Here is a 22,362-nt window from a genome sequence, read left to right as displayed (position 1 = left end):
CGTTCCGTCGCGCGCTGTCTATGAGGGGGGTAGCCGATCGCGCGGCCCCCCTTTTTTCATGAATTCGACTCGAACCCATACCCGTCCCTCTTTGCGCAGCCTGCCAGGCGACCTCTTTGAACTTCTGGGTTCGATGCGTTTTGCCGTCAGCCTGCTGATGTTCATCTGCGTGGCGAGCCTGGTGGGGACGGTACTGCAGCAGAACCGCTCGTCCAGCAACTACATCGACCAGTTCGGCCCTTTCTGGTTCGAAGTGTTCGACAAGTTCTCCATCTGGCACGTCTACAACAGCTGGTGGTTCCTGCTGATCATGGCCTTCCTGGTCGTGTCGACCTCGGTTTGCCTGATCCGCAACGCGCCCAAGATGCTGCGCGACGCGCGCTCGTTCCGCGAGCATGTCCGGGAAGGCAGCCTGCGCGCCTTTCCGCACCGCGTGGAAACCGAAGCGCCCGCCGATGTGCCGCAGACCGCGGCCGGCCTGAAGGCCCTGCTGGGCCGGCAGGGCTACGCAGTGCGCGAGCGCCGGGACGGAGACGGCGTGCTGCTGGCGGCCAAGAAGGGCAGCGCCAACCGGCTGGGCTATGTGTTCGCCCATGCGGCCATGGTGATCATCTGTATCGGCGGCCTGCTGGACAGCGAATTGCCGGTGCGCCTGCAGGTCATGTTCGGCGGCAAGCAGCCCATCGTCGAGAACATGCTGATCTCGGAAGTGCCGGAAAGCGGACGCCTGTCGGTCAATAACCCGAGTTTCCGCGCCAGCGTGCTGGTGCCTGAAAATGGCCAGGCCAGCACGGCCGTGGTGATGGTGGGCGACGGCGCGCTCGTGCAGCCGATGCCCTTCACGCTGAAACTCAAGAAGTTCATCGTGGACTATTACTCCACCGGCATGCCCAGCCGCTTCGCCAGCGAAGTCGAGGTGACCGACCCCGATACGGGCAAGACCTTTGATTCGACCATCGAGGTGAACGAGCCGCTGCGCTTCAAGGGCATGACGGTCTACCAGTCCAGCTTCGACGATGGCGGCAGCACGGTCGTGCTGAAAGGCTACCCGCTAGTAGGGTCCAGCGACATGACATTCGCGGTCGACGGCACGGTGGGCAAGACCAGCGAACTGACCGCCCAGACCGCGGCAGGCCCGCGCAGCATGGGGATCGAGATCACGGCCATGCGCCCGATCAACGTCGAAGACCTGACCCGCGGCGACCCCAAGGGCCCCGACCAGAGCTTTGCGGACCATGTCGCGTCGGTGTCCGGCAGCGCCGCCGGCAAGAAAAACGAGAACCTGCGCAACGTGGGTCCCAGCGTCGAATACAAGCTGATCGACGACGCCGGCCAGGCCCATGAATTCCAGAATTACATGCTGCCCGTCGAACTGGACGGCGCCAGCGTGTTCCTGGCCGGCGTGCGCAACAATGCCTCCGAATCCTTCCGCTATCTGCGCATTCCCGCGGACGACGACAGCTCGATCGGCGAATTCATGCGCTTGCGCGCGACCCTGGCCGATCCGGCCGCGCGCCAGGAGGCGGCCCGCCGCTTCGCCGAACGCAACAGCCCGTCCGGCACGGACCGCCAGCCCCTGCAGACCGCGGCCGAGCGGGCGCTGGAGACCTTTGCGTCCGGCGGCCTGCAAGCCGTGGCGGGTTTCCTGCAGGCCAACACGCCGGCCGCGGATCTGGAACGCGCCGCCGATGTCGTGATCCGGCTGATCGGCGCCAGCATGAACGAGCTGCGCGCCATTGCGCGCGAGCGAGCGGGGCAGCCCGCCGTGGCCGTCGAAGGCCCGGACGGAGAGCGCGCGGCGGTATGGTCGCGCCTGGCGGTGGCCGCGCTGTCCGACCTGACCGTCTATCCGGCGCCGGTGTTCCTGTCGCTGGCTGACTTCAACCATGTGCAGGCCAGCGTGTTCCAGGTCAGCCGCACGCCGGGCAAGAACACGGTCTACCTGGGCAGCCTGTTGCTGGTCCTGGGGGTTTTCTCGATGTTCTATATTCGAGACCGCCGCATCTGGATCTGGGTCAAGCCGCAAGGCGGGGGCAGCAGCATCCTGGCGGCCATGACGTCCCAGAAGCGTACACTCGACTTCAATCAGGAGTTCGAACGCTTCAAGCAGGCGCTGCTGCGCCAGAAGAGGTCTTAAGGTTTTTTATGTCCACTACGACCACCACGCATCCCTCGTCGCCTGAAACGCTCTGGCAGGACGGCATGTCCGAAACCGGCGACAGCCGCGCGCAGCGCGGCAAGCCCGATTGGACCGATATCGTCTTCTTCCTCTTGCTGGCGGTGGGCGCCGGATTCGCGCTGACCCGCTACGGCAACGCGATGGACTACTACGAGAAGATCATCCTGTGCGGCACGGTGCCCGCGCTGGCCTGGTTGGGCTGGCTGTGGCGTCCCTTGCGCCATCTGATGATCGCCTGTGCAATCGCGGCGGGGCTGGCGTTGGCGCTGTACGGCAACGACCTGGCCCGCGCCGAGCAGGTCTTCTTCCTGAAATACCTGTTCTCTTCGCAATCCGCCATTCTCTGGATGAGCGCGCTGTTCGCGCTGGCCATGGTCTGCTACTGGATCGGCGTCTTCAGTCCCACGGCCGCATGGCTGGGCACGGCGCTGACCTGGGGGGCGGTGTTCGCCGGCGTCACGGGCCTGCTCGTGCGCTGGCGCGAGGGCCACCTGATGGGACCTGACCTGGGCCACATCCCGGTCAGCAACCTGTATGAAGTGTTCGTACTGTTTTCCCTGATCACGGCGCTGTTCTACCTTTACTACGAACGCAAGTACGCCACGCGCGCGCTGGGCGGCTTCGTGCTGCTGGTCGTGACCTCGGCCGTCGTGTTCCTGCTCTGGTATTCGTTCACGCGCGACGCGGGTCAGATCCAGCCGCTGGTGCCGGCCTTGAAGAGCTGGTGGATGAAACTGCACGTGCCGGCCAACTTCATCGGCTACGGCACGTTCTCGCTGGCCGCCATGGTGGGCTTTGCGTACCTGGTCAAGCAGCACGGGCAGACCACGTCCTGGGCCAAGCTTGCCCCGCTGTTCATCCTGGGCGTGCTGCTGTGCGCGGAGCCTATGGTGTTCCGCACCGACGGCCTGTCGGCCACCTGGATGCTGTATTTCGGCGTGGGCGCCGTGATCGTGGGCGCCATTCTGCTGGGACGCCGCCGCATCGCCGCCGCGCTGCCGCCGCTGGAAGTGCTGGACGACATCATGTATCGCGCCATCGCGATCGGCTTCGCGTTCTTCACGGTGGCCACCATCCTGGGCGCGCTGTGGGCGGCGGACGCCTGGGGCGCGTACTGGCAGTGGGACCCGAAGGAAACCTGGGCGCTGATCGTCTGGCTGAACTACGCGGCCTGGCTGCACATGCGCCTGCTCAAGGGCCTGCGCGGCACCATGGCGGCCTACTGGGCGCTGATGGGCCTCCTGATCACCGGCTTCGCCTTCCTGGGCGTGAACATGTTCCTGTCGGGCCTGCACTCCTACGGCCAGCTGTAGCCGCCGACCGGAAGCTCACGCCGCCAGCGCGAACATCGATTTTTGCGGCGTGGCCACCTTGACGCCCGGCGCATTGACGGTGTTCTGCAGCGTCAGGCTGGTCACGCGGACAAGCGGCGCGGCGCGCACGAGCACGGTGAACGCCCCGGTCATGTAGCGCGCCCGGCCCATGAAGGTCTGAGAGATCACGCCTCCGCCCACGCCGGCGGTATCGCCCAGCGTCACGGGAATCATCGTGGCCATGTTGTGCATCGGCGCGCAGCTCAGCCACACGTTCCAGACCACGGGTATGCCCATCGACGAGGTCGACACGTCGATATGCGGCACTGGCGGCACCGGGGTCTTGCAGACATCGGGGAATCCAAGGCCTACGCTGGGCAACTGGCAGAGCACTTGCATGGTTTTTTCTCCTGGCGCGATGGCGATGCAGCGGCGCTGCACCGGGGTCAAATGGTTGCGCGTCCCGCCGACCACAATTCGGCTTCCAGCAGGGGCGCGTCGTTCTCGATGATGCCGTGGCGTTGCGTCCAGCGCACGCCGGGCGTCAGCGCGCGATGCATGCGCGTGCGCATGAAGGCGGCGCCGCGCAGGTCGGCGTGGTCCAGGTCGGCCAGCGAAAAATCGGCGTCGGCAAGATTGGCGCCGCGAAAGTCTGTGCCAGCGCAGCGCGCGCGCTGAAAGATGCACAGGTTCAGGCTGGCGCCTTGCAAGGAGGCGCCGTCCAGGGTCGCCTCGGCCCAGATGGCGCCGTCGAAGCGGCCCCCTTGCAGGTCGGCTCCGCTTAAATCGGCCTGGGGAAAAAGCGCTTGGGGCGCGGATGCGCCGGCAAAGCGCGCGCCGCGCAGGGACGACCCCTTGAAGCCCGCCTGGCGCAGGTCGGTATTGCGGAAGTCCGCCGAGTCCAGTTGGCAATCCGTGAAGTGGCACAGCGGGTAGGCCTGCCCGGCAAAGTCCTGTTCCGACAGATTGCATTCGATGAACATGGTGCTTGCCGCATTGGCGCCCGCCAACGCGGCGCTGCGCAGGTCCAGCTGATGGAACAGGGTGTAGCTGATCCGGGCTTGGGACAGGTCCGCGCCCGCCAATGCGCCACCCGAGAATACTGCGCGTTCCAGCCGGGCGGACCGCAGCGACGCGCCTTCGAGCGAGGTGGCGGTAAAGGTCGATTCATAGAGTTCGGCGTGGTCCAGCATGGCGCCGGCCAGGTCGCACTCCATGAAGCTGGCGCCATGGAACCGGCCGCCGCCGAGCATGGCGCCCGGCGCCTGGCAGCGGATCAGGCGCGCCGCGTCCAGGTTGGCGCCGCCGGCCTCCCAGCGCGTCAAGATGCAGTGGGTGAACTGGCTGTCCTGCAATTGGCAGTTGCTCATCCGCGCGCCGCTGAAGTCCACGTGATCGAAGAACCCGCCAGCCAGGTCCAGGCCGGAGAGATCCGCGCCTGCCAGGCTGATGTGCTGTATCGGTTCGCCATGGCGCACGCGGTCCATCAACTGGTCAAGGTTCATGCGGGGCTCTCCGGCTGTCTGGCGGGCCAGCGCTTCGCGCCCTGCGTGTAGGTGTGGTCCAGCCCGGTGCTGTCGTCCATGCGTGCTTGCGCGACATCGGCGCGGAAGAAATTCGCGCCCGTGAGGTCGGCGCGCAGAAAAATGGCCTTGCCCAGCAGGCTGTTGATGAGGTTGGCGTTGTGCAGGCGGGCGCCGGTGAAATCCGCGCGCACAAAGTGCGTGTCGGGCGCGGTCAGGCCGCTCAGGTCGGCGTCTTGCAGGCGGCATTCGGAGAAATCGCTGGCGCTCAGCGTGGCGGCGCGCATGTCGGCCCCCGTGAACGTGGCGCCGCGCGCGCTGCCTTGCTTGAACTGCATGCCGCGCAGGCAGGCGCCCGCCAGCTCGACGCGGCCGGCGAAGGCGCAGCCGTCCAGCGTTGCGTCCTCCATGCTGAAACGGCCGGAGAACGCCACGTCCATGAAGCTCACGCGCACCAGATTCGCGCCGGCAAAGTCGGCGTGCGCGAGCGCGCCCTGCATGAATATGCATTGGTCCAGCCGCGCTTCGCGAAAGCTGCAGTCTTCCAGCGTGGCGTTCATGGCCGCCCATTGGTCGAACGTTGCGCGGCCGAGGTCGCAGCGCAGCAGCCGCGCCTGCTGCAGGCGCCCCAGTTGCCATGCGCTGTCGAGAAAGCTGCTGTCTTCGCAGTGGGCATGGTCCCAGGTGGTTTCCTTGATCTGGCTCTGTGCAAAGTCCGTATGCAGGCACTGCGCGCGGCCCAGATTGGCGCGCGTCAGGTTGACGCCGCGCATGCCGGCCCGGGTCAGGTCGGCGCCGGTCAGCACGGCGTCGGTGAGATCGCTGCCGTCCAGCCGCGCATCGACGAGCCTGGCTCCGGCCAGGACCGCGCGCTGAAAGTTGACGCCGGAAAGATCCATGCCCGACAGGTCCGCGCCGGTGAGGTTCATGTCCTTGCAGTCGCGGCTATCTTTCAGGCGCGCATCCAGCTTCCGGCGGGTACGCTGCGCGCGCAACGGCGGCATGGGCGGGGGCGGGGCGAAATGGTGCGCCGATTGCTGGTAGGCCTGATGAACCTGCGGCCCCAGCGTTTCAGCCAGCGGAGGCGGCGCTCCATCGCCATCGGCCGATGCGCGCCGTGCCTGCGCATGGGGGCTGGCGTCGAACTCGGCCAGATGCCGCCTGATCTTGCGCGGATCGAAGCCGGCAGAGGGCTTGCCGTCGTCTTCCTGCCGGCGCAGCGCGTCCATATCCACGCCCGACACTTCGGCCATGAGCGCCAAGTTGGGATCGGCCAGCGCGCGCGCCGCGGGTCCGGTGGACAGTCGCCTGGCTTCTTCCATCTCTTGCCGCATGCGCAGAATCGCCTGCGGCAGGTCGGCGAGCCTGGGCGCCGCGGGCGGCGGATCCAGAGGCGCCATGTACAGGTCCGGGTCCAGGCCCTGCGCCAGCAGCGATTCGCGCTCGCGCGCGTGGCGCCGCGCCGCGCCGGCATGAACGTTCCGGTTGGAGGGGCGCTGGGCCCAGGCCTGCGCGTTGTCTTCCGGCAAGTCGCCGCAGACGTCTTCCGGCACCAGTTGCGAGTCGAGCAAGGCATGGACGGCGCCCATTTCCGGGTCCAGGCGTTGCCGCGCCACGTCTTCATAGTGGGCCGCATCCTTCGGCTGGCCGGCGTGTTCCAGCGCGGGCATGATGTGGCGGATGTCGGCCGCGTCGTCCTCGCGCACGTGCAGGGCGCCATGCCAGATCAGCACCACCCGCGACCAGTCGGGGAAGAACCAGGCGGTGTCCAGGCGCAGCGCAAGCTCTTCAAGCGCGCTGCCGTCAGCCTGGCGGCTGACGAAGCAGCGGGCGCGCCAGTCGGGCAGCCGGCCGCGCAGCACTGGATGTTCGGGGTGCATGTTCCACAGCTCGTATTCCGCGCCGCCGGCGAGCTCCGTGTTCGCAGGCCCCCATTGGTCGGGCTGCGCTGCGTTGAAGAAGCGCCAGTCCATATCGGATGCGAATCCGGGGAAGTCATGCTCCAGCCATTCCTGTCCGTACTCCCGGCCCATGTGGGCCGCGCGTTGCGGCCATTCCACGGGCAAGGCGGCAAAGCCCGCCGGCGCAACCTGTTGTCCGGGGGCGCCGACCCGCTGCAACGGATGTTCGATGTTGGGCAGCCGGCGCGCGCGCACGCCGTTGACGTCTTCTTCCTGCGCGCCGATGCCCAGCGGGTTTTCGGCGATGCCCGGCCCGCCATAGGCGCGGCTCCAGTCCAGGCGCATGCGCTCAAAAGGTTGTGGCTCGGTCGCCTTGCCATCCAGCCAAAAGCGGTCGCCGAACACCAGCAGCGACTTGTCTACCGGCCCGGCTTTCAGGCGCACGGCGCAGGCGCCCGGATGCGGAGAACCATGGGGGTAGGCGTGGCCCGAGACCAGGACTTCCGGATACTGCTTGGGCGTGGCCAGGTCCAGCGCGCCGATGCCTTCGGCGGCGGCCAGCTTCCACAGTTCCTGATCCGTGAGCAGCGTGGCCGTCCCTGAGATATCGACCAGCGCGAATACCGACACGCCCAGCATGTCGCGGCGTTGCCATCGGTAGGGCCGCGTGAGTATGCCCAGGCGAAACGGCTTGATGGTCTTCATAGGCTATCCGGTGGGCTGATCGATGGCGATCTCATGCGTGGCGGGATCCACGCGCACCTGCACCGTCTTGCCCACACCGAAGTCGGCCAGATGCAAGGGCGACAGCGGGACGGCGAGCTTGCGGCCAAAGGCGGGCGTGGCGGCAGTGGCGGCGACATCCAGGTCCAGTTCGACGACGAAATACAGGGTTTCGCCGATACGGGTGCGCGTGTCGCGCGCACCCGCGACGCGCGCCGTGCTGGCCAGCCCGCCTGCGCGTATGGCCTCCTGCCGCGCTACGTCCTTGCGCCCCGCCGCGCGGCGCTTCTGTTCGCGCCGGAGCATGAAGCCCGCCTGCGCGGCAGACAGCAGCAAGCCCAGCCATACCCATTTCGCCCAATCCGGCCAGGCATTCAGGAAGTCGGACATGGCGGCTTCAGATGATGGACCAGAGGCCGACCATCGAGGCGCCAAGTCCGACCTTCTTTGCCTCCACGGCATCGAATGAATAGCCGGCGTATGTGGTGCGGAAAGAGTACAGCTGTCCGATGTTGCTGACGAGGGCGTAGTTGGTGAAAGAGGTGTTCAACATGACCGTGGTGCGGAACAAGGCAACGCGGTGCATGCCGAATTCCGCCTTGGCCACCGCCAGGCCGATCGAGAATGGCGTGGCCTGCAGCCAGCTCTCCTTGGAAAGGTCCTTGACGTTGGCGGCGTCCATCACGACGTCCGCGGGCGTTTCCAAGGTGATGTTGCCCTTGGCCTTGATGAGCATGCTGGAGCTTTCGGACTCCACATGCATCTTGCCCTTGGACTTGACGTCCATCGTGGAGGTTTCGGACTGCACGAGCATCGCGGTCTTGGCCTTCACATCCATATCCGCGTCGGTCGACAGCAGCTCTACCTTGCCCTTGGCCTTCTCGGTGAGGGTGCCCGTCTTTACGTGGTGCAGCGAATTGCCTTCGTCGACATACACCTCCTGGCCGGTCTTCAGGGTTTCCTTGAACAGCCCCGTGACCTCGCGCTCCTCGCCCTTGGCGGCAACGGTCGTCTTCAGGCCGTTGTCGAACTTCTCGTCCATCAGGCCGTCCTTCACGTTGACGGTGCGCGAGGCCTTGACGGTGTATTCCTCATGCCCCGTGACGAAGACGTCGCGCCGCTTGCCGACCTTCAGGTTGTCGGTGCCGGTGATCTTGATGTCGCGGTTGCCGCAGATCGTGGTGGTGTCGTTCTCGCCGATGGTGGTGGTGCGGTTCAGGTCCGTCGTGTGGATCTCGTTGGCCTCGACTTCGGTGCAGAGCTCGCGTTCGGCGTGCAGCCAGATGCGCTCGCTGCCGCTCTTGTCTTCGAACATCAGCGCGTTCGCGGTGGCCGGCGTGCCGCTCTTGGAGCGGCTGAGGAATCCGCTCTGCGTGGCGTTGTCCGGCAGGTCCCAGGGCGGCAGGTTGTTCGCGTTGAAGACGCGGCCGATCACGATCGGACGGTCGGGCTGCCCGCCGATGAAGTCCACGATCACCTCGTCGCGCACGCGCGGCAGCTGGATGCCGCCGAAGCCGCCGCCGGCCCATGGGCTGGACACGCGCACCCAGCACGAGCTGTTCTCGTCCTTCTTGCCGTAGCGGTCCCAGTGGAACTGCACTTTGACGCGGCCCATCTTGTCCGTCCAGATCTCCTCGCCCTCTTTGCCCACAACCGTGGCGGTCTGAGGGCCGTGGGTGCGCGGGGCCGGCGTGACGCGCGGCGCGCGGAACTGCGTGCTGGAGGGCAGCACGACGAACTCCAGGTCGAAGTCGCCGGGGTCGGGCTGGCCGCTGGCATAGCCCGATTCGCGGATCCGGTAGTAGGTGCTGACGACGAGGTACTCGCGGTTTTCAGCCTGGCGCGGATGATTGCGCAGCGTGAAAAGATGGCCGGTGGAGAGCCCGCGCGCGTTTGAGGACCCGGCGCTCTGCTCCTGCCTGCACTGCAGGTCTTCCAGCCGGACGCGCGTGTAGTGCTCCGCGTCGTCGGGGTTGGTGTAGCCGCCCTGCCATTCGTACATCTCCAGGTCGCCGTGGTCGTAGGCGCCTGGATTGTTGCGGCGCGCCTCCAGGCTGGCGGCGGGCGTGAGGGGATGGTAGTCGGTGGTGGCGAACGCGCCAGGCGTGATCTGTTCGGCGACTTCCCATTTGTGGATGTAGTCTTCGCGCGGGACGGTGATGCGGTCCGGCCCGTAATAGGGAATCTGCTCGTAGTCGGGCACGGGCTCGTGCTGCGTGATGTCGTCGGTGAGGACCAGCGTGTGCTTGCCGTTGTCGTGCTTGAACCAGAAGTAGATGCCCTCGTGCTCCATCAGCCGGCAGATGAAGGCGTAGTCGGTCTCCTGGTACTGCACGCAGTATTCCCAGTTGCGGTAGGCGTCCACCAGCTTGAACTCGACCGGGTAGTTGTAGTCCTTGAGCACCTCGCGGATGACGTCGGGCACATTCTTGTTCTGGAAGATCTTGTTGTCCGAGGTCTGCGTCAGATACCAGAGCCAGGGCCGGACCGTCGCGCGGTAGATGGTGTAGCGCGATGTGTTGTTTTCGCGGCCGACCAGCGCGCAGCGGGTGATATGTCCGCTGAGGTAGCGCGGCGTGTCCGCGGTGGTCTCGATCTCCAGCGTCAGCGGTTTGCCGAGCAGCGATTTCATGTCGAGCGAATAGGATTCCGAGACCAGCTCGACCTCCAGCTCGAACAGCTGTGAAAGGCTCTCGGAGCCGTGCATGCCCCGGAACTTCAATTGTTCCGGCGGCAAGGGCGTATGCGCCCTGACGACACGTTCGCTCGGCACGTTGCGGTCCATCCCATCGTCTCCTTATGAGAATTCACCTGCTGCTGCGCTTGCTGTTTCCGGATTTCCGCGGGGCGCGAAAAGCGCGCGCCGAGGCGACTGCAAAGGGATTGCCGGCCACGCAATGGGGCCTCTTGCAAAGGGCGGGCTGAGCCGCCCGGGGGCGTTTTGTCTCTGATCTGAATACGCGCCGGTCTATCGCCGGCGTGAGCGCCGATTGTAGGCATCGCGCAAAGCGGCCGAGAAGCGGTATCACATGCTTTTGTGCTTTTTACGCTTCAGTAACACAGCCTCCGCGTAATCCCTATATCCGTAAGGAATATGTCAAAACATCAGTTTTACAGGCCAGAAAGTGTTCAATTATTTACGAGGTTGTTAGCTGTATGTAAGAACAATCTGGAGTTGTTAGTTATCGGTTTCATGCAGAAAGACGTGCCTAGAATTCAACCCTTCCGTGAAGCAGCGCGGAGCGTAGCGGTTGTATCCAGGCAGCATTCCCAGCCATTTAAGCAATGACTATGGACTTCGCCGATATCCTCAATACACTCGATTCACGTCTGCCCTGTGGGGAAGATCTCGAATACGACGCTGACTTCCTGCAGCTGCAGCAAGCCGCGGCCGGCCGGGACGAACAGCAGTTCGGCTCGACCATCATTGCCGCGCAGCCGCCTGACTGGCGCGAGGTCGAACGCCTGGCCCGCGCGCTGCTGGAGCGCACGCGGGACTTGCGGGTGATCGGCCTGCTGACTTGCGCATGGACCGAGATCCGCGGCTTGCCCGGCTACTGCGATGGGCTTGCGCTGGCCGTAGATACCCTGGAACGCTATTGGGAACCCGTCCATCCGCGCCTGGACAGCGTCGGCGAAGACGATCCGATGCCGCGCATGAATGCGCTGGCGGCCTTTGGCGACGTGCAGGGCTGTGCGCGCAGCGTACGCTCGGCCAGCCTGGTCAATGGCGTGCACGGGCAACTCTCCCTGCGCGATACCGAAGCCCTTCTTGATGGCAGCCGCCAGGATGCGGATTGCTATCCGGGCGGACGGCCCCGCGTCGTCGCGCGCCTGCGCCAGGCCTGGACGCAACGCGAAGGCGATCTGCTGGCGCTGGCGTCCTCCGCCGATGCGTTGCGGCGCATACAGAAACTGGTGACGGACAAGCTGGGCGGCACGTGGGCGCCCGACTACGCCGCCATCCTGCGAACCCTGACCCTCGTGCTGGACGCGGCGCGCGACGCGCAGCATGCGACGCCCGAGGCCTTGGAGGCTGTTATTCCCGATGATGCGTCGCCCGCGGCGGACGTGCCGGCCAGCGCCGCCATGCCGGACGCAGGCGTGCGCCGGCAGGAGGCGCCGGTCCGTTCGCGCGACGAGGCCGTAGCCCTGCTGGACCAGGTGTGCGCGTACTTCGAGGCCAACGAACCTGGCCATCCCGCGCCCTATCTCATCCGCCGCGCGCAGCAACTCATCCCTATGAGCTTTCACGACATCATCAGGAACCTGGCGCCCCAAGGCCTGGAGCAGTTCGAGGCATGGCTGCCGCGGGACGCGGGCAGCCAGCCGGATTCGTAGGACAGGCAGGCCCCAACCACCAGCAAGAGGAGATGACACCATGGCGACCAGCCTGAAAGGAAGCGGCCAGAAGTTCATTGCAAGAAACCGCGCGCCGCGTGTGCAGATCGAGTACGACGTGGAGATCTATGGCGCGGAACGCAAGATCCAGCTGCCTTTCGTGATGGGCGTGCTGGCGGACCTGGCGGGCAAATCCGAAACGCCGCAGCCGGACGTGGGCGAGCGCAAGTTCCTGGACATCGATATCGACAACTTCGATGAACGCATGCGTTCGATCCAGCCGCGCGCAGCGTTCCGGGTGGCCAACACGCTGACCGGCGAAGGCGATCTGAACGTGGACATCACGTTCGAGAGCATCGACGATTTTTCGCCGGCCACGGTGGCAAAAAAGGTTGGCGCGCTCAACGAACTGCTGAGCGCGCGGACCCAGCTGGCCAACCTGCTGACGTATATGGATGGCAAGACCGGGGCCGAGGAACTGATCGGCAACGTGCTCAAGAACCCCGCGCTGATGAACGCGCTGGCCGCCGCGCCGAAACCGGAAGCCAAGCCCGCATCCGACGCCGCCGGTACGGATCCGGCCTAGCGCCCCAAGTTTCCGCTCGAATCGCTTTTCGGAGAATGCCATGACCGCAGTGGCCAAACGCGCCGACGCGCGCGCTGTCGAGACCCTGGAGGCGGACGACCTGTCCGCGCTTCTGAAGAAAGAGTTCAAGCCCAAGACCGAGCAGGCGCGCGTGGCGGTGGAGCACGCCGTGCGCACCCTGGCGCATCAGGCGCTGGAGAACAGCGGCGTCGGCCTGTCATCGGACGCCTATCGCACCATTCAGGCGATCATCGCGGAGATCGACCGCAAGCTGTCCGAACAGATCAACGGGGTGATGCATCACCCCGATTTCCAGCAGCTCGAAGGCGCCTGGCGCGGCCTGCATTACCTCGTCACCAACACCGAGACCGACGAGCTCCTGAAGATCCGCGTGATGAACATGTCGAAGTCGGAGCTGGGCCGCACCCTCAAGCGCCACAAGGGCGTGGGCTGGGACCAGAGCCCCATCTTCAAGCGCGTGTACGAAGAGGAGTACGGCCAGTTCGGCGGCGAGCCGATAGGCTGCCTGGTGGGCGACTACCACTTCGACCACAGTCCGCCCGACGTGGAGCTGCTGGGCGAGATCGCCAAGATCTCGTCCGCCGCCCATTGCCCCTTCATCGCGGGCGCCTCGCCCAACGTGATGCAGATGGATTCCTGGCAGGAACTGGCCAACCCGCGCGACCTGACCAAGATCTTCACCAACACCGAGTACGCGGCGTGGCGCAGCCTGCGCGAGTCCGAGGACTCGCGCTATATCGGATTGGCGATGCCGCGCTTCCTGGCGCGCCTGCCTTACGGCGCGCGCACCAATCCGGTCGACGAGTTCGACTTCGAGGAAGACACCGACGGCGCGAACCACGACCGCTACACGTGGGCCAATTCCGCCTATGCGATGGCGGCCAACGTGAACCGCTCATTCAAGCTGTATGGCTGGTGCACATCCATCCGCGGCGTGGAGTCCGGGGGCGCTGTGGAAAACCTGCCGTGCCACAGCTTTCCCAGCGATGACGGCGGCGTGGACATGAAGTGCCCGACCGAGATCGCGATCAGCGACCGGCGCGAAGCGGAACTTGCCAAGAACGGCTTCATGCCGCTGGTGCATCGCAAGAGCTCCGATTTCGCGGCCTTCATCGGCGCGCAGTCCCTGCAGAAGCCGCATGAATACTACGAGGCCGACGCCTCGGCCAACGCCAAGCTGGCCGCGCGCCTGCCGTACCTGTTCGCGTGCTGCCGCTTCGCGCACTACCTGAAGTGCATCGTGCGCGACAAGATCGGCTCGTTCCGCGAACGCGACGACATGGAGCGCTGGCTGAACGACTGGATCATGAATTACGTGGATGGCGACCCGGTGAACTCTTCCCAGGAAACCAAGGCCCGCAAGCCGCTGGCGGCGGCCGAGGTGCAGGTGCAGGAGATCGAGGACAACCCGGGCTATTACTCCGCCAAGTTTTTCCTGCGGCCGCACTATCAGCTCGAAGGGCTGACGGTGTCGCTGCGGCTGGTGTCCAAGTTGCCTTCGCTCAAGCAGAACGAAGGCTGAGTGTCCGACAAGACGGGCGCAGCCGCGCCCGGCAACTCCAGGAGAAAGATGTGGCTGTGGATATGTTCATGAAGATCGATGGCGCCAACGGTGAATCCAAGGACGCCAACCATAAGGACTGGACCGACATCGTGTCGTTCTCGTGGGGCGCCACGCAGCCCGGCAACATGGCCAGCGGCGGCGGCCTGGGCGCGGGCAAGGCGAGCTTCAACGACCTGCACGTGGTTGCGCGCATCGACAAGGCGGCGCCCGCCGTGATGAAGCACTGCGCGAGCGGCAAGCACCTGGGCAAGATCGAGCTGTCCATGTGCAAGGCGGGCGGCGAGCAGGTCGAGTATTCGAAGATCACGCTGGAAGACGTGCTGGTGTCGTCGGTGCAGATATCCGGGGACCGCAGCGCCGAAGGCGTGGTGGTGAACTTCGCGTTCCAGGCCGCCAAGGTCAAGCAGCAGTACTGGGAGCAGACCGACAAGGGCGGCAAGGGCGCCGAAAGCCTGGTGGCCTGGGATATCAAGCAGAACAAGGAAGTGGGCTAGGGCGGATACTCCATGTCTATCGCTGCCGTTCCTTTCGGCGCCATCAGCCTGAGCGGCCAGTTGGACGAGGTGCAGGCGCAGATCCGGCTGCGCCCGGCCGATGCGGACTTGCGCGCCCAGCTGTTCCAGCTGCTGGTGGCGCAGGGCGATTGGGCGCGCGCCGGCGAACAGCTGAGCGTGTGCGGCCAGCTCAGCGCGCAGGCCCGCCCGATGATGGCGCTCTATGCGAGCGCCATCGCGGCGGAACGCGAGCGCGAAGCCGTGCTCGCGGGCAGGGGCGAGCCGGCCATGCTGGACGAACCCGAAGACTGGATGCGGGCGCTGATTTCGGCGCTGCGCCTGGATGGGAGGTCCGCCGCCCAGGCTGCCGCCCTGCGCGCCCAGGCCCTGCGGGACGCCGCCGCACGCGCGGGCTACTTGGGCGGGGCCATGCAGGATGCCCCGCTGCCGTTCCAGTGGATCTGCGACGGCGACAGCCGGCTGGGGCCTGTATTCGAGTTTTTCGGGGCAGGCCGGTACGTCTGGCTGCCGTTCGTGGCGCTCAAGCGGGTGCGCCTGCTCGCCCCGGAGGGCCTGTGCGATGTGGTCTGGGCGCAGGCCGAGATCGAGCTGGATGGCGGCCGGGTGCTGCAAGGCCTGGTGCCGGCGCGCTATCCGCCCGTGCCGGGCGAGCGTATGGTCGACCAGCCGGACCCGGTCAAGCTGGGACGGGTGACCGACTGGCGCGCGCTGTACGGCGACGCGTATGCGGGGGTGGGCCAGAAGATGTGGCTGACCGACGCGGGCGAGTTCGCCGTGCTCGACATACGCAGCCTGGAGCTGGCGTGATGGGCTACGCCGACGACGCCGCCAATTGGGAGCCGCTGGCGCGCAGCCGGCGCGCGGCGCGCGACCGGCTGCAGCCTTCGCTCCTGGATCGCCTGATGGACAACGATCCGGCCAGGCGCGAGGAGCCGCGCGACAGCGCCATGCTGACGCACGAGGAGCTGCGCGCGGCGGTGTTGCGGGACCTGCGCTGGCTGCTCAACACGGTCAATCTGCAGACGTCGCAGGACCTGTCGGCGCATCGGCCCGTCGCGGTGTCGACGGTGAATTTCGGCGTGCGCGCCATGGCCGGCAAGCGCATGTCGGAGATCGACTGGATCGACGTGGAAGAGTCGATCCGCAACGCGATTTCCGCATTTGAACCACGCATACTGGATTCATCGGTCGAGGTTCGCTGCGTGACCGACACCGGTTCGTTGGAGCATCACAACGTGCTGAGCCTGGAGATCAGGGGCATGCTGTGGTGCGTGCCGCATCCTCTTGAGTTCCTGTTCCGCACGGACATCGACCTGGAGAGCGGCCATATGGATTTGCGCGACTTGGGCGGCGTCTGATGGATGCCCGATTGCTCGACTACTACAACCGCGAGCTGGTGTACTTGCGCGAGCTGGGCGCGGAATTCGCGCAAGCCCATCCCAAGGTGGCCGGGCGCTTGGGCATGAACGCCACGGAAGTGGCCGATCCGTATGTCGAGCGCCTGCTCGAAGGCTTCAGTTTCCTGACCGCGCGCATCCAGATGAAGATGGATGCGGAGTTTCCGCGCTTTTCGCAACGCTTGCTGGAGGTGGTGTACCCCAACTACCTGGCTCCCACGCCCGCGATGGCGATTGTGCAGTTTGCCCCCAGCATGAATGAGGGCACGCTGGCCGGAGGCTTCGAGCTGCCGCGCGGCACGCTGCTGCGCGGCCGCGTGCCGCGCGGCGAACAGACGCCGTGCGAATTCACGACGGGCCATGCCGTGCGCCTGTGGCCCCTGCAGGTGACGCAGGCCGAGTTCACCGCCGCGCCGCAGGACCTGCCGCTGGCGCGGTTGGGCCTGGCGGGTCGGGCCGCGCGCGTGCTGAGCGCGCTGCGCATCCGGATGGAAGTCGGCGGCGGCCAGCGGCTGGAGGACCTGGATCTCGACCAGCTGGTCTTTCACCTGAACGGCCAGGACCTGCAGATGCAGCGCCTGCTGGAAATGGTGATGGGCCACACGGTGGCGGTGCTGGGTCATGACGCGGCGCGGCCGGTCGCGTGGATCAACAGGCTGCCGGCCAGCGCGGTGCGCCATGAAGGCTTTGCCGATGACCAGGCTCTTTTGCCCGGCGATGCGCGAGTGTTCCAGGGCTACCGCCTGTTGCAGGAGTACTTCGCGTTCGCGCAGCGCTACCTGTTCTTCAGCGTCAATGGATTGAAGGCGGGCTTGCGCAGTTCCGCGCAACCGCAAGGCGCGCCGCGCGACACGCGCGTGTTCGATCTGACCTTGCTGTTCTCCGTGGCGGCGCCGGAACTGGAGGGCGCGATATCGGCCGCCAACCTGGCCCTGCATTGCGCTCCGGTGATCAACCTGTTTCCCAAGCGGGCGGACCGTGTGGCCGTCACGCCGCGGACGTCCGAATATCACGTGGTGATCGACCGCAGCCGTCCGCTGGACTATGAAGTCTTCAGTGTGACCGGCGTCACCGGCCATGCCTCCGCGCAGCGGCAGGAGCAGGAGTTCCGTCCGTTCTATGGATCGCTGGGCAGCGATCCGGACGACTACGGCGCGTACTTCTCCGTGCGCCGCGAACCGCGGCTGATCTCCGACACGGCGCTGCGCAACGGCACCCGGACCGGCTACACGGGCAGCGAGGTGTTCCTGTCGCTGGTGGACCGGCAGGAGGCGCCTTTCTCCGGCCAGCTGCGCCACCTGACGGTGGAGACCCTGTGCTCGAACCGGGACATGGCGATGTTGCTGCCCTTGGGCACCGAAACCGACATGACGCTGCGCGTGTCGGCGCCCGTCCGCGCGGTGAGGGTGCTGCACGGGCCCACGCGCCCCAGCCCGGCGCTGGCCGAGAACGCCGCCACCTGGCATCTGATCAGCCACCTGGGCCTGAACTACCTGAGCCTGACGGACCTGGACGCCGAGCAGGGGGCGCAGACGCTGCGCGAGATGCTGCACGTCTACGGCAATCTGGCGGATCCCGCGATGCGCAAGCACATCTCCGGATTGCGGCACGTCAGCGCCGTGCCCGTGTTTCACCGCCTGCCCGTGCCGGGACCCATCGTGCATGGACGCGGCGTGCGGATTGCGCTGCAGGTGGACGAGGCGGCCTTTTCGGGCATCAGTCCTTATTTGTTTGGCGCCGTGCTCGAGCAGTTCTTCGCGCGCCACGTATCGATCAACATGATGTCGGAGCTGGTCCTGTCGACCCTGCAGCGCGGCGAGGTCGCCCGCTACAAGCCCCGCATCGGGCGCCGGCCCGCGGTCTAGTCCCGCAACCCGCCACGAACAGGAGAGCATGATGACGTCCGCCGCAAGCTTGAACCGCATGACCTATGACCCGGTCCACCTGCTGGGCGAGGTGCTGCGCCGCGAACCCGACGGCAGCTACGCCGTGGCCTGCGATGGCCGCGCGTGGTCCGCGCGGCGCGCCGCCAGCTGCCTGCTGGCGCCGCAGCCGGGCGACGAAGTGCTGATCAGCGGGCCGGACCCGGCGCGGGTATACCTGATCGCGGTTACCGTGCAGGCGGAGCCCGCGCGCACCATGCTGGAGGCGCAGGGCGAACTGGTGCTGCGGTCGCACGGCGGGAACGTGCTGCTGCAGAGCGCCGGCGAGGTCACGCTGCAGGGCGAGGGAGCCGTGCGCGTCCGCGCGCCGGAATACACGGTCGAGGCTGACGACGAACGCCATGCGTGCAAGCGCGTGCGCGTGGTCGCCGAGCAGTTGCATGCCACCGTGGGGGAAACCAGGCTCGTGGGCAGGACCTACGACGCGGTGCTGGACCGCCTGGCGTTGATGGCGCGCTTGTCGATGCGCAGCGTGAGCGAGGTCGAGCAGGTGCGCGCGGGGTCGATCGACTACCAGGCCGAGCAGAGCGCGCGGCTGCACGCGTCGTATACGCTGGTGACGGGCTCCGACCTGGTCAAGGTGGATGCCAAGCAGATCCATGTGGGGTGACGCGGTGGACGTCGCTCAGCCCGCAGCCGATTCCGCTCTCCCGACCGACGCCGATGTGTCCGACGCGCAGGCGCGGTGGTGGCGCGCGCTGGAGCGCGAGCCCTACGCGCACGACCTGTTCCATGCCTTGCGCTGGATCGACGCGCATTCGGGCGCGCGCAAGCCGCTGGGACGCGATACGGTGGCGCGCTACGAGCCGGTGCGGCTGCGGCAGGAGCCGTCGATGGCGTTCGCGCCGTCCACCGTGGCGCGTGCCCAGGCGGCCCGCGGCGGCCGGCCGGCGGAGCTGTCCATATATGGTTTCGGTTTGTTCGGCCCCAACGGCCCTTTGCCGCTGCACCTGACCGAGCACGCCCATGAACGCATGGCGCATTACGGCGACCGCACCCTGGCGGCATTCGCCGACGTGTTCCATCACCGGCTCATCCTGCTGTTCTACCGCGCCTGGGCCGACGCGCAGAGCACGGTCAGCCTGGACCGCAAGGAAGAGCGCTTCACGCGCTACATGGCCAGCCTGCTGCACATGGGCGAGCCCTCGATGCGGCGGCGGGACGCGGTGCTGGACCATGCCAAGTACTACATGGCGGGGCATCTGGTGCGCCAGACCCGCAACCCTGAAGGCCTCAAGCACATCCTGCAAGCGTTCTTCGCCTTGCCCGTGCGCATTTGCGAATTCGTGCCCCAATGGATCCGCCTGGAGCCCGAGCAGCGGCTGGGCCTGGGCAGCGCCGCGGGCCTGGGGCGCGACACGGTGCTGGGCGTCGCGGTGCGCGATGCGCAACACAAGTTCCGCATCGAGATCGGCCCGTTGACGCTGGAGGACTACACGAGTTTCCTGCCGGGCGGCCTGCGCGCCCGGCAGCTGACGCACTGGGTGCGCCAGTACATCGGCGTGGAGCTGGCCTGGGACCTGCGGCCGGTGCTGCGCGCGCAGGACGTGCGCGGCCTGGCCCTGGGCGCCTTGCGGCCGTTGGGCCTGTCGGCATGGCTCGGAAAGCGCCGGCCGGCGCAAGGCGAGGCGCGCGATCTCTTGCTGGACCTTGAACGCCGGGGCCAAACCCCGGCACGTGGCCGGCGGCCGGCCCAACCTTCTAGTACTTCGCGCGCTTGAACGCGCCATAACGCCATGTCGGATATCGGCCGCATCGATCTATTCGGAAAACTCAATCCGCTGCTCTACCAGTCGCTGGAGGGCGCCACCGCGTTCTGCAAGCTGCGCGGCAATCCTTATGTGGAACTGGTGCATTGGGTGCATCAGATCCTGCAGGCCCAGGACAGCGACCTGCATCGCATCGCGCGCCGCTTTGACCTGGACCTGGCGCGGTTGCAGGCCGATCTGACAGCCGAACTGGAGCGTCTGCCGGCCGGCGCGGGATCGGTGTCCGATCTGTCGGAGCACATCGATCATGCGGTCGAGCGAGCCTGGGTGCTGGGGTCCTTGCGCTACGGTGCGATGCGCATCCGCAGCGGCCATCTGCTGGCAGGCCTGGCCAGGACCTACGCCCTGCGCCACGTGCTGCTGGGCATGTCGCCGCAGTTCTCGCGCATCGCGCCGGACAGGCTGCTCGAGGAGATGGGCGAGATGCTGCGGGGATCGCCGGAGGACGACGACGCCACGGCCGGCGCCGCCGCCGAAGTGACGCAGGCGCAAGGGCAGGGCGGCGCCGCGCTGGAGCGGTTCGCGGTCGACCTGACGGCCAAGGCGCGCGAAGGCGCGATCGATCCCGTGTCTGGACGCGACGAGGAGATCCGCCAGATCGTCGATGTGCTGATGCGGCGCCGGCAGAACAATCCGCTGCTGGCCGGGGAGGCCGGCGTGGGCAAGACGGCGGTGGTGGAAGGCCTGGCGCTGCGCCTGGCGTCGGGCGATGTGCCGCCGCCCTTGCGCGAGGTGTCGCTATATCTGCTGGACATCGGCTTGCTGCAGGCCGGCGCGGGGGTGAAGGGCGAATTCGAGCAGCGGCTGCGCAGCGTGATCGACGAGGTGCAGGCCAGCGAGCGGCCCATCGTGCTGTTCATCGACGAGATCCACACGCTGGTGGGCGCGGGCGGGGCGGCGGGCACGGGCGACGCGGCCAACCTGCTCAAGCCGGCGCTGGCGCGCGGCCAACTGCGGACCATCGGCGCGACCACCTGGTCGGAATACAAGAAGTACATCGAGAAGGACCCCGCGCTGAGCCGCCGCTTCCAGCTGGTGCAGGTCCATGAACCGGACGAGGCGCGCGCATTCGGCATGCTGCGCGGCCTGGCGGAGACCTTGCAGGCCCATCACGGCGTGCTGCTGCTGGACGAGGCGATCACGGCCGCGGTCAGCCTGTCGCACCGCTACATCCCGGCACGCCAATTGCCGGACAAGGCTGTCGCCTTGCTGGATACGGCCTGCGCCCGCGTCGCGATCAGCCAGCACGCCGTGCCGCCCGCCCTGGAGGATGCGCGCCGTCGCATCCAGTCGCTGGAAACCGCGCAGCGGATTGCTCGGCGCGAGCTTCACCTTGGCGCGGGCGACGCGTCGCGCGTCGAACGCCTGGCCGCCGAACAGGCGGAGGCGACGCAAGCCGAGCAGGCGCTGGCGGCGCGGTGGGAGACCGAGCGCGCGCTGGCCGCGGATGTCTTGTCCTTGCGCGAGGCGCTGGACCAGGCGTCCGTGCCCGACCCCGCGGCCACGCGGCAGGCGCTGGCGCGGGCGGGGGAGGCATTGGCGCGCAGCCAGCGCGAGACGTCGATGATCCACGCCTCGGTCGACGCCGCGGCGGTGGCCGCCGTGGTGGCAGACTGGACCGGCATCCCCGTGGGCCGCATGGTGCGCGACGAGGCGCAGGCCGTCCTGGCGCTGGCGGACACGCTGGAGAAGCGGGTGATCGGCCAGCGCGGCGGCCTGGAAGCGGTGGCGCGCCGCATCCAGACATCGCGGGCCCGGCTGACCGATCCGGACAAGCCGGTGGGCGTGTTCCTCCTGTGCGGCCCCAGCGGCGTCGGCAAGACGGAGACCGCGCTGGCGCTGGCCGAAGCCCTGTACGGGGGCGAACAGAACCTCATCACCATCAACATGAGCGAGTTCCAGGAGCCGCACACCGTATCCACGCTCAAGGGCGCGCCGCCCGGTTATGTGGGCTATGGCGAGGGCGGCGTGCTGACCGAGGCAGTGCGGCGGCGGCCCTACAGCGTGGTGCTGCTGGATGAGGTGGAGAAGGCGCATGCGGACGTGCACGAGATCTTCTTCCAGGTCTTCGACAAGGGCTGGATGGAGGACGGCGAGGGGCGCTACATCGACTTCCGCAATACGGTCATCATCCTGACCTCCAACGTGGGCACGGAGCGCATCGCGGCCCTGTGCCGGGACCCGGCGCTGATGCCCGATGCGCAAGGGTTGGCGGCCGCGCTGCGGGAACCCCTGCTGCAGGCATTCCCGGCGGCGTTGCTGGGCCGGCTGGTCGCCGTGCCTTACCTGCCGCTGCCGGACGCCATGCTGGCGCGCATCGTGGATCTGCAGTTCGAGCGGGTGCGCCGCCGCCTGCTGGAGCACCACGGCATCGAACTGGAGGTGGCGCGCGACGCGACGGCGCTGGTGGTGGCGCGATGCACGGAGGTCGAGTCGGGCGCGCGCATGGTGGATGCCATCCTCACCAATGCCGTGCTGCCGCAGATCAGCCGCGAACTGCTGGGCGCGTCGATGCGGGACAGCCGGCTGCAGCGCTTGCGCCTGTCTGCGGCCGACGGGGAGTTTCGCTATGACTATGCGTGAACCG

At 67.0% G+C, this 22,362-nt stretch carries 17 protein-coding genes; 12 read left to right on the top strand and 5 right to left on the bottom strand.

The features are described from left to right. The first annotated feature begins 58 nt into the window (after positions 1–58). Together ACFWP0_RS01610 and ccsB are read left to right on the top strand one after the other, a co-directional pair. Positions 59–2,137 carry a cytochrome c biogenesis protein ResB gene (locus tag ACFWP0_RS01610; protein ID WP_377839267.1) on the top strand — a complete coding sequence of 693 codons (2,079 nt, stop codon included), beginning with the start codon at positions 59–61 and terminating at the stop codon, positions 2,135–2,137. An 8-nt stretch (positions 2,138–2,145) separates the two neighbouring features. Then, positions 2,146–3,492, top strand: a complete 1,347-nt coding sequence (ccsB, locus tag ACFWP0_RS01605; protein WP_377839265.1) for a c-type cytochrome biogenesis protein CcsB — start codon at positions 2,146–2,148, stop codon at positions 3,490–3,492. Positions 3,493–3,507: 15 nt separating this feature from the next. Here the strand turns inward: ccsB and ACFWP0_RS01600 are convergent, their stop codons facing one another. From ACFWP0_RS01600 to ACFWP0_RS01580, 5 genes are read right to left on the bottom strand one after another with little or no spacing between them, the layout of a single operon-like run. Continuing rightward, a complete protein-coding gene (locus ACFWP0_RS01600; RefSeq protein WP_377839264.1) occupies positions 3,508–3,891 on the bottom strand; it encodes a DUF4150 domain-containing protein in 384 nt (127 codons plus the stop codon). A 47-nt stretch (positions 3,892–3,938) separates the two neighbouring features. Then, complete coding sequence (locus ACFWP0_RS01595; protein WP_377839263.1) at positions 3,939–4,997, bottom strand: pentapeptide repeat-containing protein; 1,059 nt, start codon at positions 4,995–4,997, stop codon at positions 3,939–3,941. Further along, positions 4,994–7,621, bottom strand: a complete 2,628-nt coding sequence (locus tag ACFWP0_RS01590) for a DUF2169 domain-containing protein (protein ID WP_377839262.1) — start codon at positions 7,619–7,621, stop codon at positions 4,994–4,996. The genes ACFWP0_RS01595 and ACFWP0_RS01590 overlap by 4 nt, the downstream gene beginning before the upstream one ends. A 3-nt stretch (positions 7,622–7,624) precedes the next feature. Continuing rightward, positions 7,625–8,029 (bottom strand): hypothetical protein, encoded by a 405-nt coding sequence (locus ACFWP0_RS01585; protein ID WP_377839260.1) that lies wholly within the window; start codon positions 8,027–8,029, stop codon positions 7,625–7,627. A 7-nt stretch (positions 8,030–8,036) separates the two neighbouring features. Continuing rightward, a complete protein-coding gene (locus ACFWP0_RS01580; protein WP_377839259.1) occupies positions 8,037–10,424 on the bottom strand; it encodes a type VI secretion system Vgr family protein in 2,388 nt (795 codons plus the stop codon). 506 nt (positions 10,425–10,930) lie between these two features. Here ACFWP0_RS01580 and tssA point away from each other — a divergent pair. Genes tssA through tssH form a run of 10 tightly spaced genes read left to right on the top strand, consistent with a single transcriptional unit; the run spans position 10,931 to position 22,358 of the window. Beyond that, positions 10,931–11,980 (top strand): type VI secretion system protein TssA, encoded by a 1,050-nt coding sequence (gene tssA, locus ACFWP0_RS01575; protein WP_377839257.1) that lies wholly within the window; start codon positions 10,931–10,933, stop codon positions 11,978–11,980. A gap of 40 nt (positions 11,981–12,020) precedes the next feature. Continuing rightward, the gene (tssB, locus tag ACFWP0_RS01570; protein ID WP_377839256.1) at positions 12,021–12,566 is read left to right on the top strand and encodes a type VI secretion system contractile sheath small subunit; all 546 of its coding nucleotides are present in this window, start codon (positions 12,021–12,023) and stop codon (positions 12,564–12,566) included. Between the two features lie 40 nt (positions 12,567–12,606). Further along, the gene (gene tssC / locus ACFWP0_RS01565; RefSeq protein ID WP_377839255.1) at positions 12,607–14,109 is read left to right on the top strand and encodes a type VI secretion system contractile sheath large subunit; all 1,503 of its coding nucleotides are present in this window, start codon (positions 12,607–12,609) and stop codon (positions 14,107–14,109) included. Between the two features lie 50 nt (positions 14,110–14,159). Beyond that, positions 14,160–14,645, top strand: coding sequence for an Hcp family type VI secretion system effector (locus ACFWP0_RS01560; RefSeq protein ID WP_377839254.1), 486 nt, complete (start codon positions 14,160–14,162; stop codon positions 14,643–14,645). A 12-nt stretch (positions 14,646–14,657) separates the two neighbouring features. Continuing rightward, a complete protein-coding gene (locus tag ACFWP0_RS01555) occupies positions 14,658–15,473 on the top strand; it encodes a type VI secretion system accessory protein TagJ (RefSeq protein ID WP_377839252.1) in 816 nt (271 codons plus the stop codon). Beyond that, positions 15,473–16,024, top strand: coding sequence for a type VI secretion system baseplate subunit TssE (gene tssE, locus ACFWP0_RS01550; protein WP_377839638.1), 552 nt, complete (start codon positions 15,473–15,475; stop codon positions 16,022–16,024). Before ACFWP0_RS01555 ends, tssE begins: the two co-directional genes overlap by 1 nt. Further along, entirely contained in the window at positions 16,024–17,928 is a 1,905-nt protein-coding gene (tssF, locus tag ACFWP0_RS01545; protein ID WP_377839250.1) for a type VI secretion system baseplate subunit TssF, read from the top strand. Before tssE ends, tssF begins: the two co-directional genes overlap by 1 nt. Before the next feature lie 28 nt (positions 17,929–17,956). Continuing rightward, a complete protein-coding gene (locus ACFWP0_RS01540) occupies positions 17,957–18,616 on the top strand; it encodes a DUF3540 domain-containing protein (RefSeq protein ID WP_377839249.1) in 660 nt (219 codons plus the stop codon). Continuing rightward, positions 18,606–19,727 (top strand): type VI secretion system baseplate subunit TssG, encoded by a 1,122-nt coding sequence (tssG, locus tag ACFWP0_RS01535; protein ID WP_377839246.1) that lies wholly within the window; start codon positions 18,606–18,608, stop codon positions 19,725–19,727. Before ACFWP0_RS01540 ends, tssG begins: the two co-directional genes overlap by 11 nt. A gap of 15 nt (positions 19,728–19,742) precedes the next feature. Next, positions 19,743–22,358: a type VI secretion system ATPase TssH gene (tssH, locus tag ACFWP0_RS01530; protein WP_377839244.1), complete on the top strand. Its 2,616-nt coding sequence runs from the start codon at positions 19,743–19,745 to the stop codon at positions 22,356–22,358. Positions 22,359–22,362: the final 4 nt, after the last annotated feature.

This window comes from Achromobacter sp. NPDC058515 (assembly GCF_042721735.1).
Lineage (GTDB): Bacteria > Pseudomonadota > Gammaproteobacteria > Burkholderiales > Burkholderiaceae_B > Achromobacter.
This window is presented reverse-complemented; position numbering and strand designations above follow the sequence as displayed.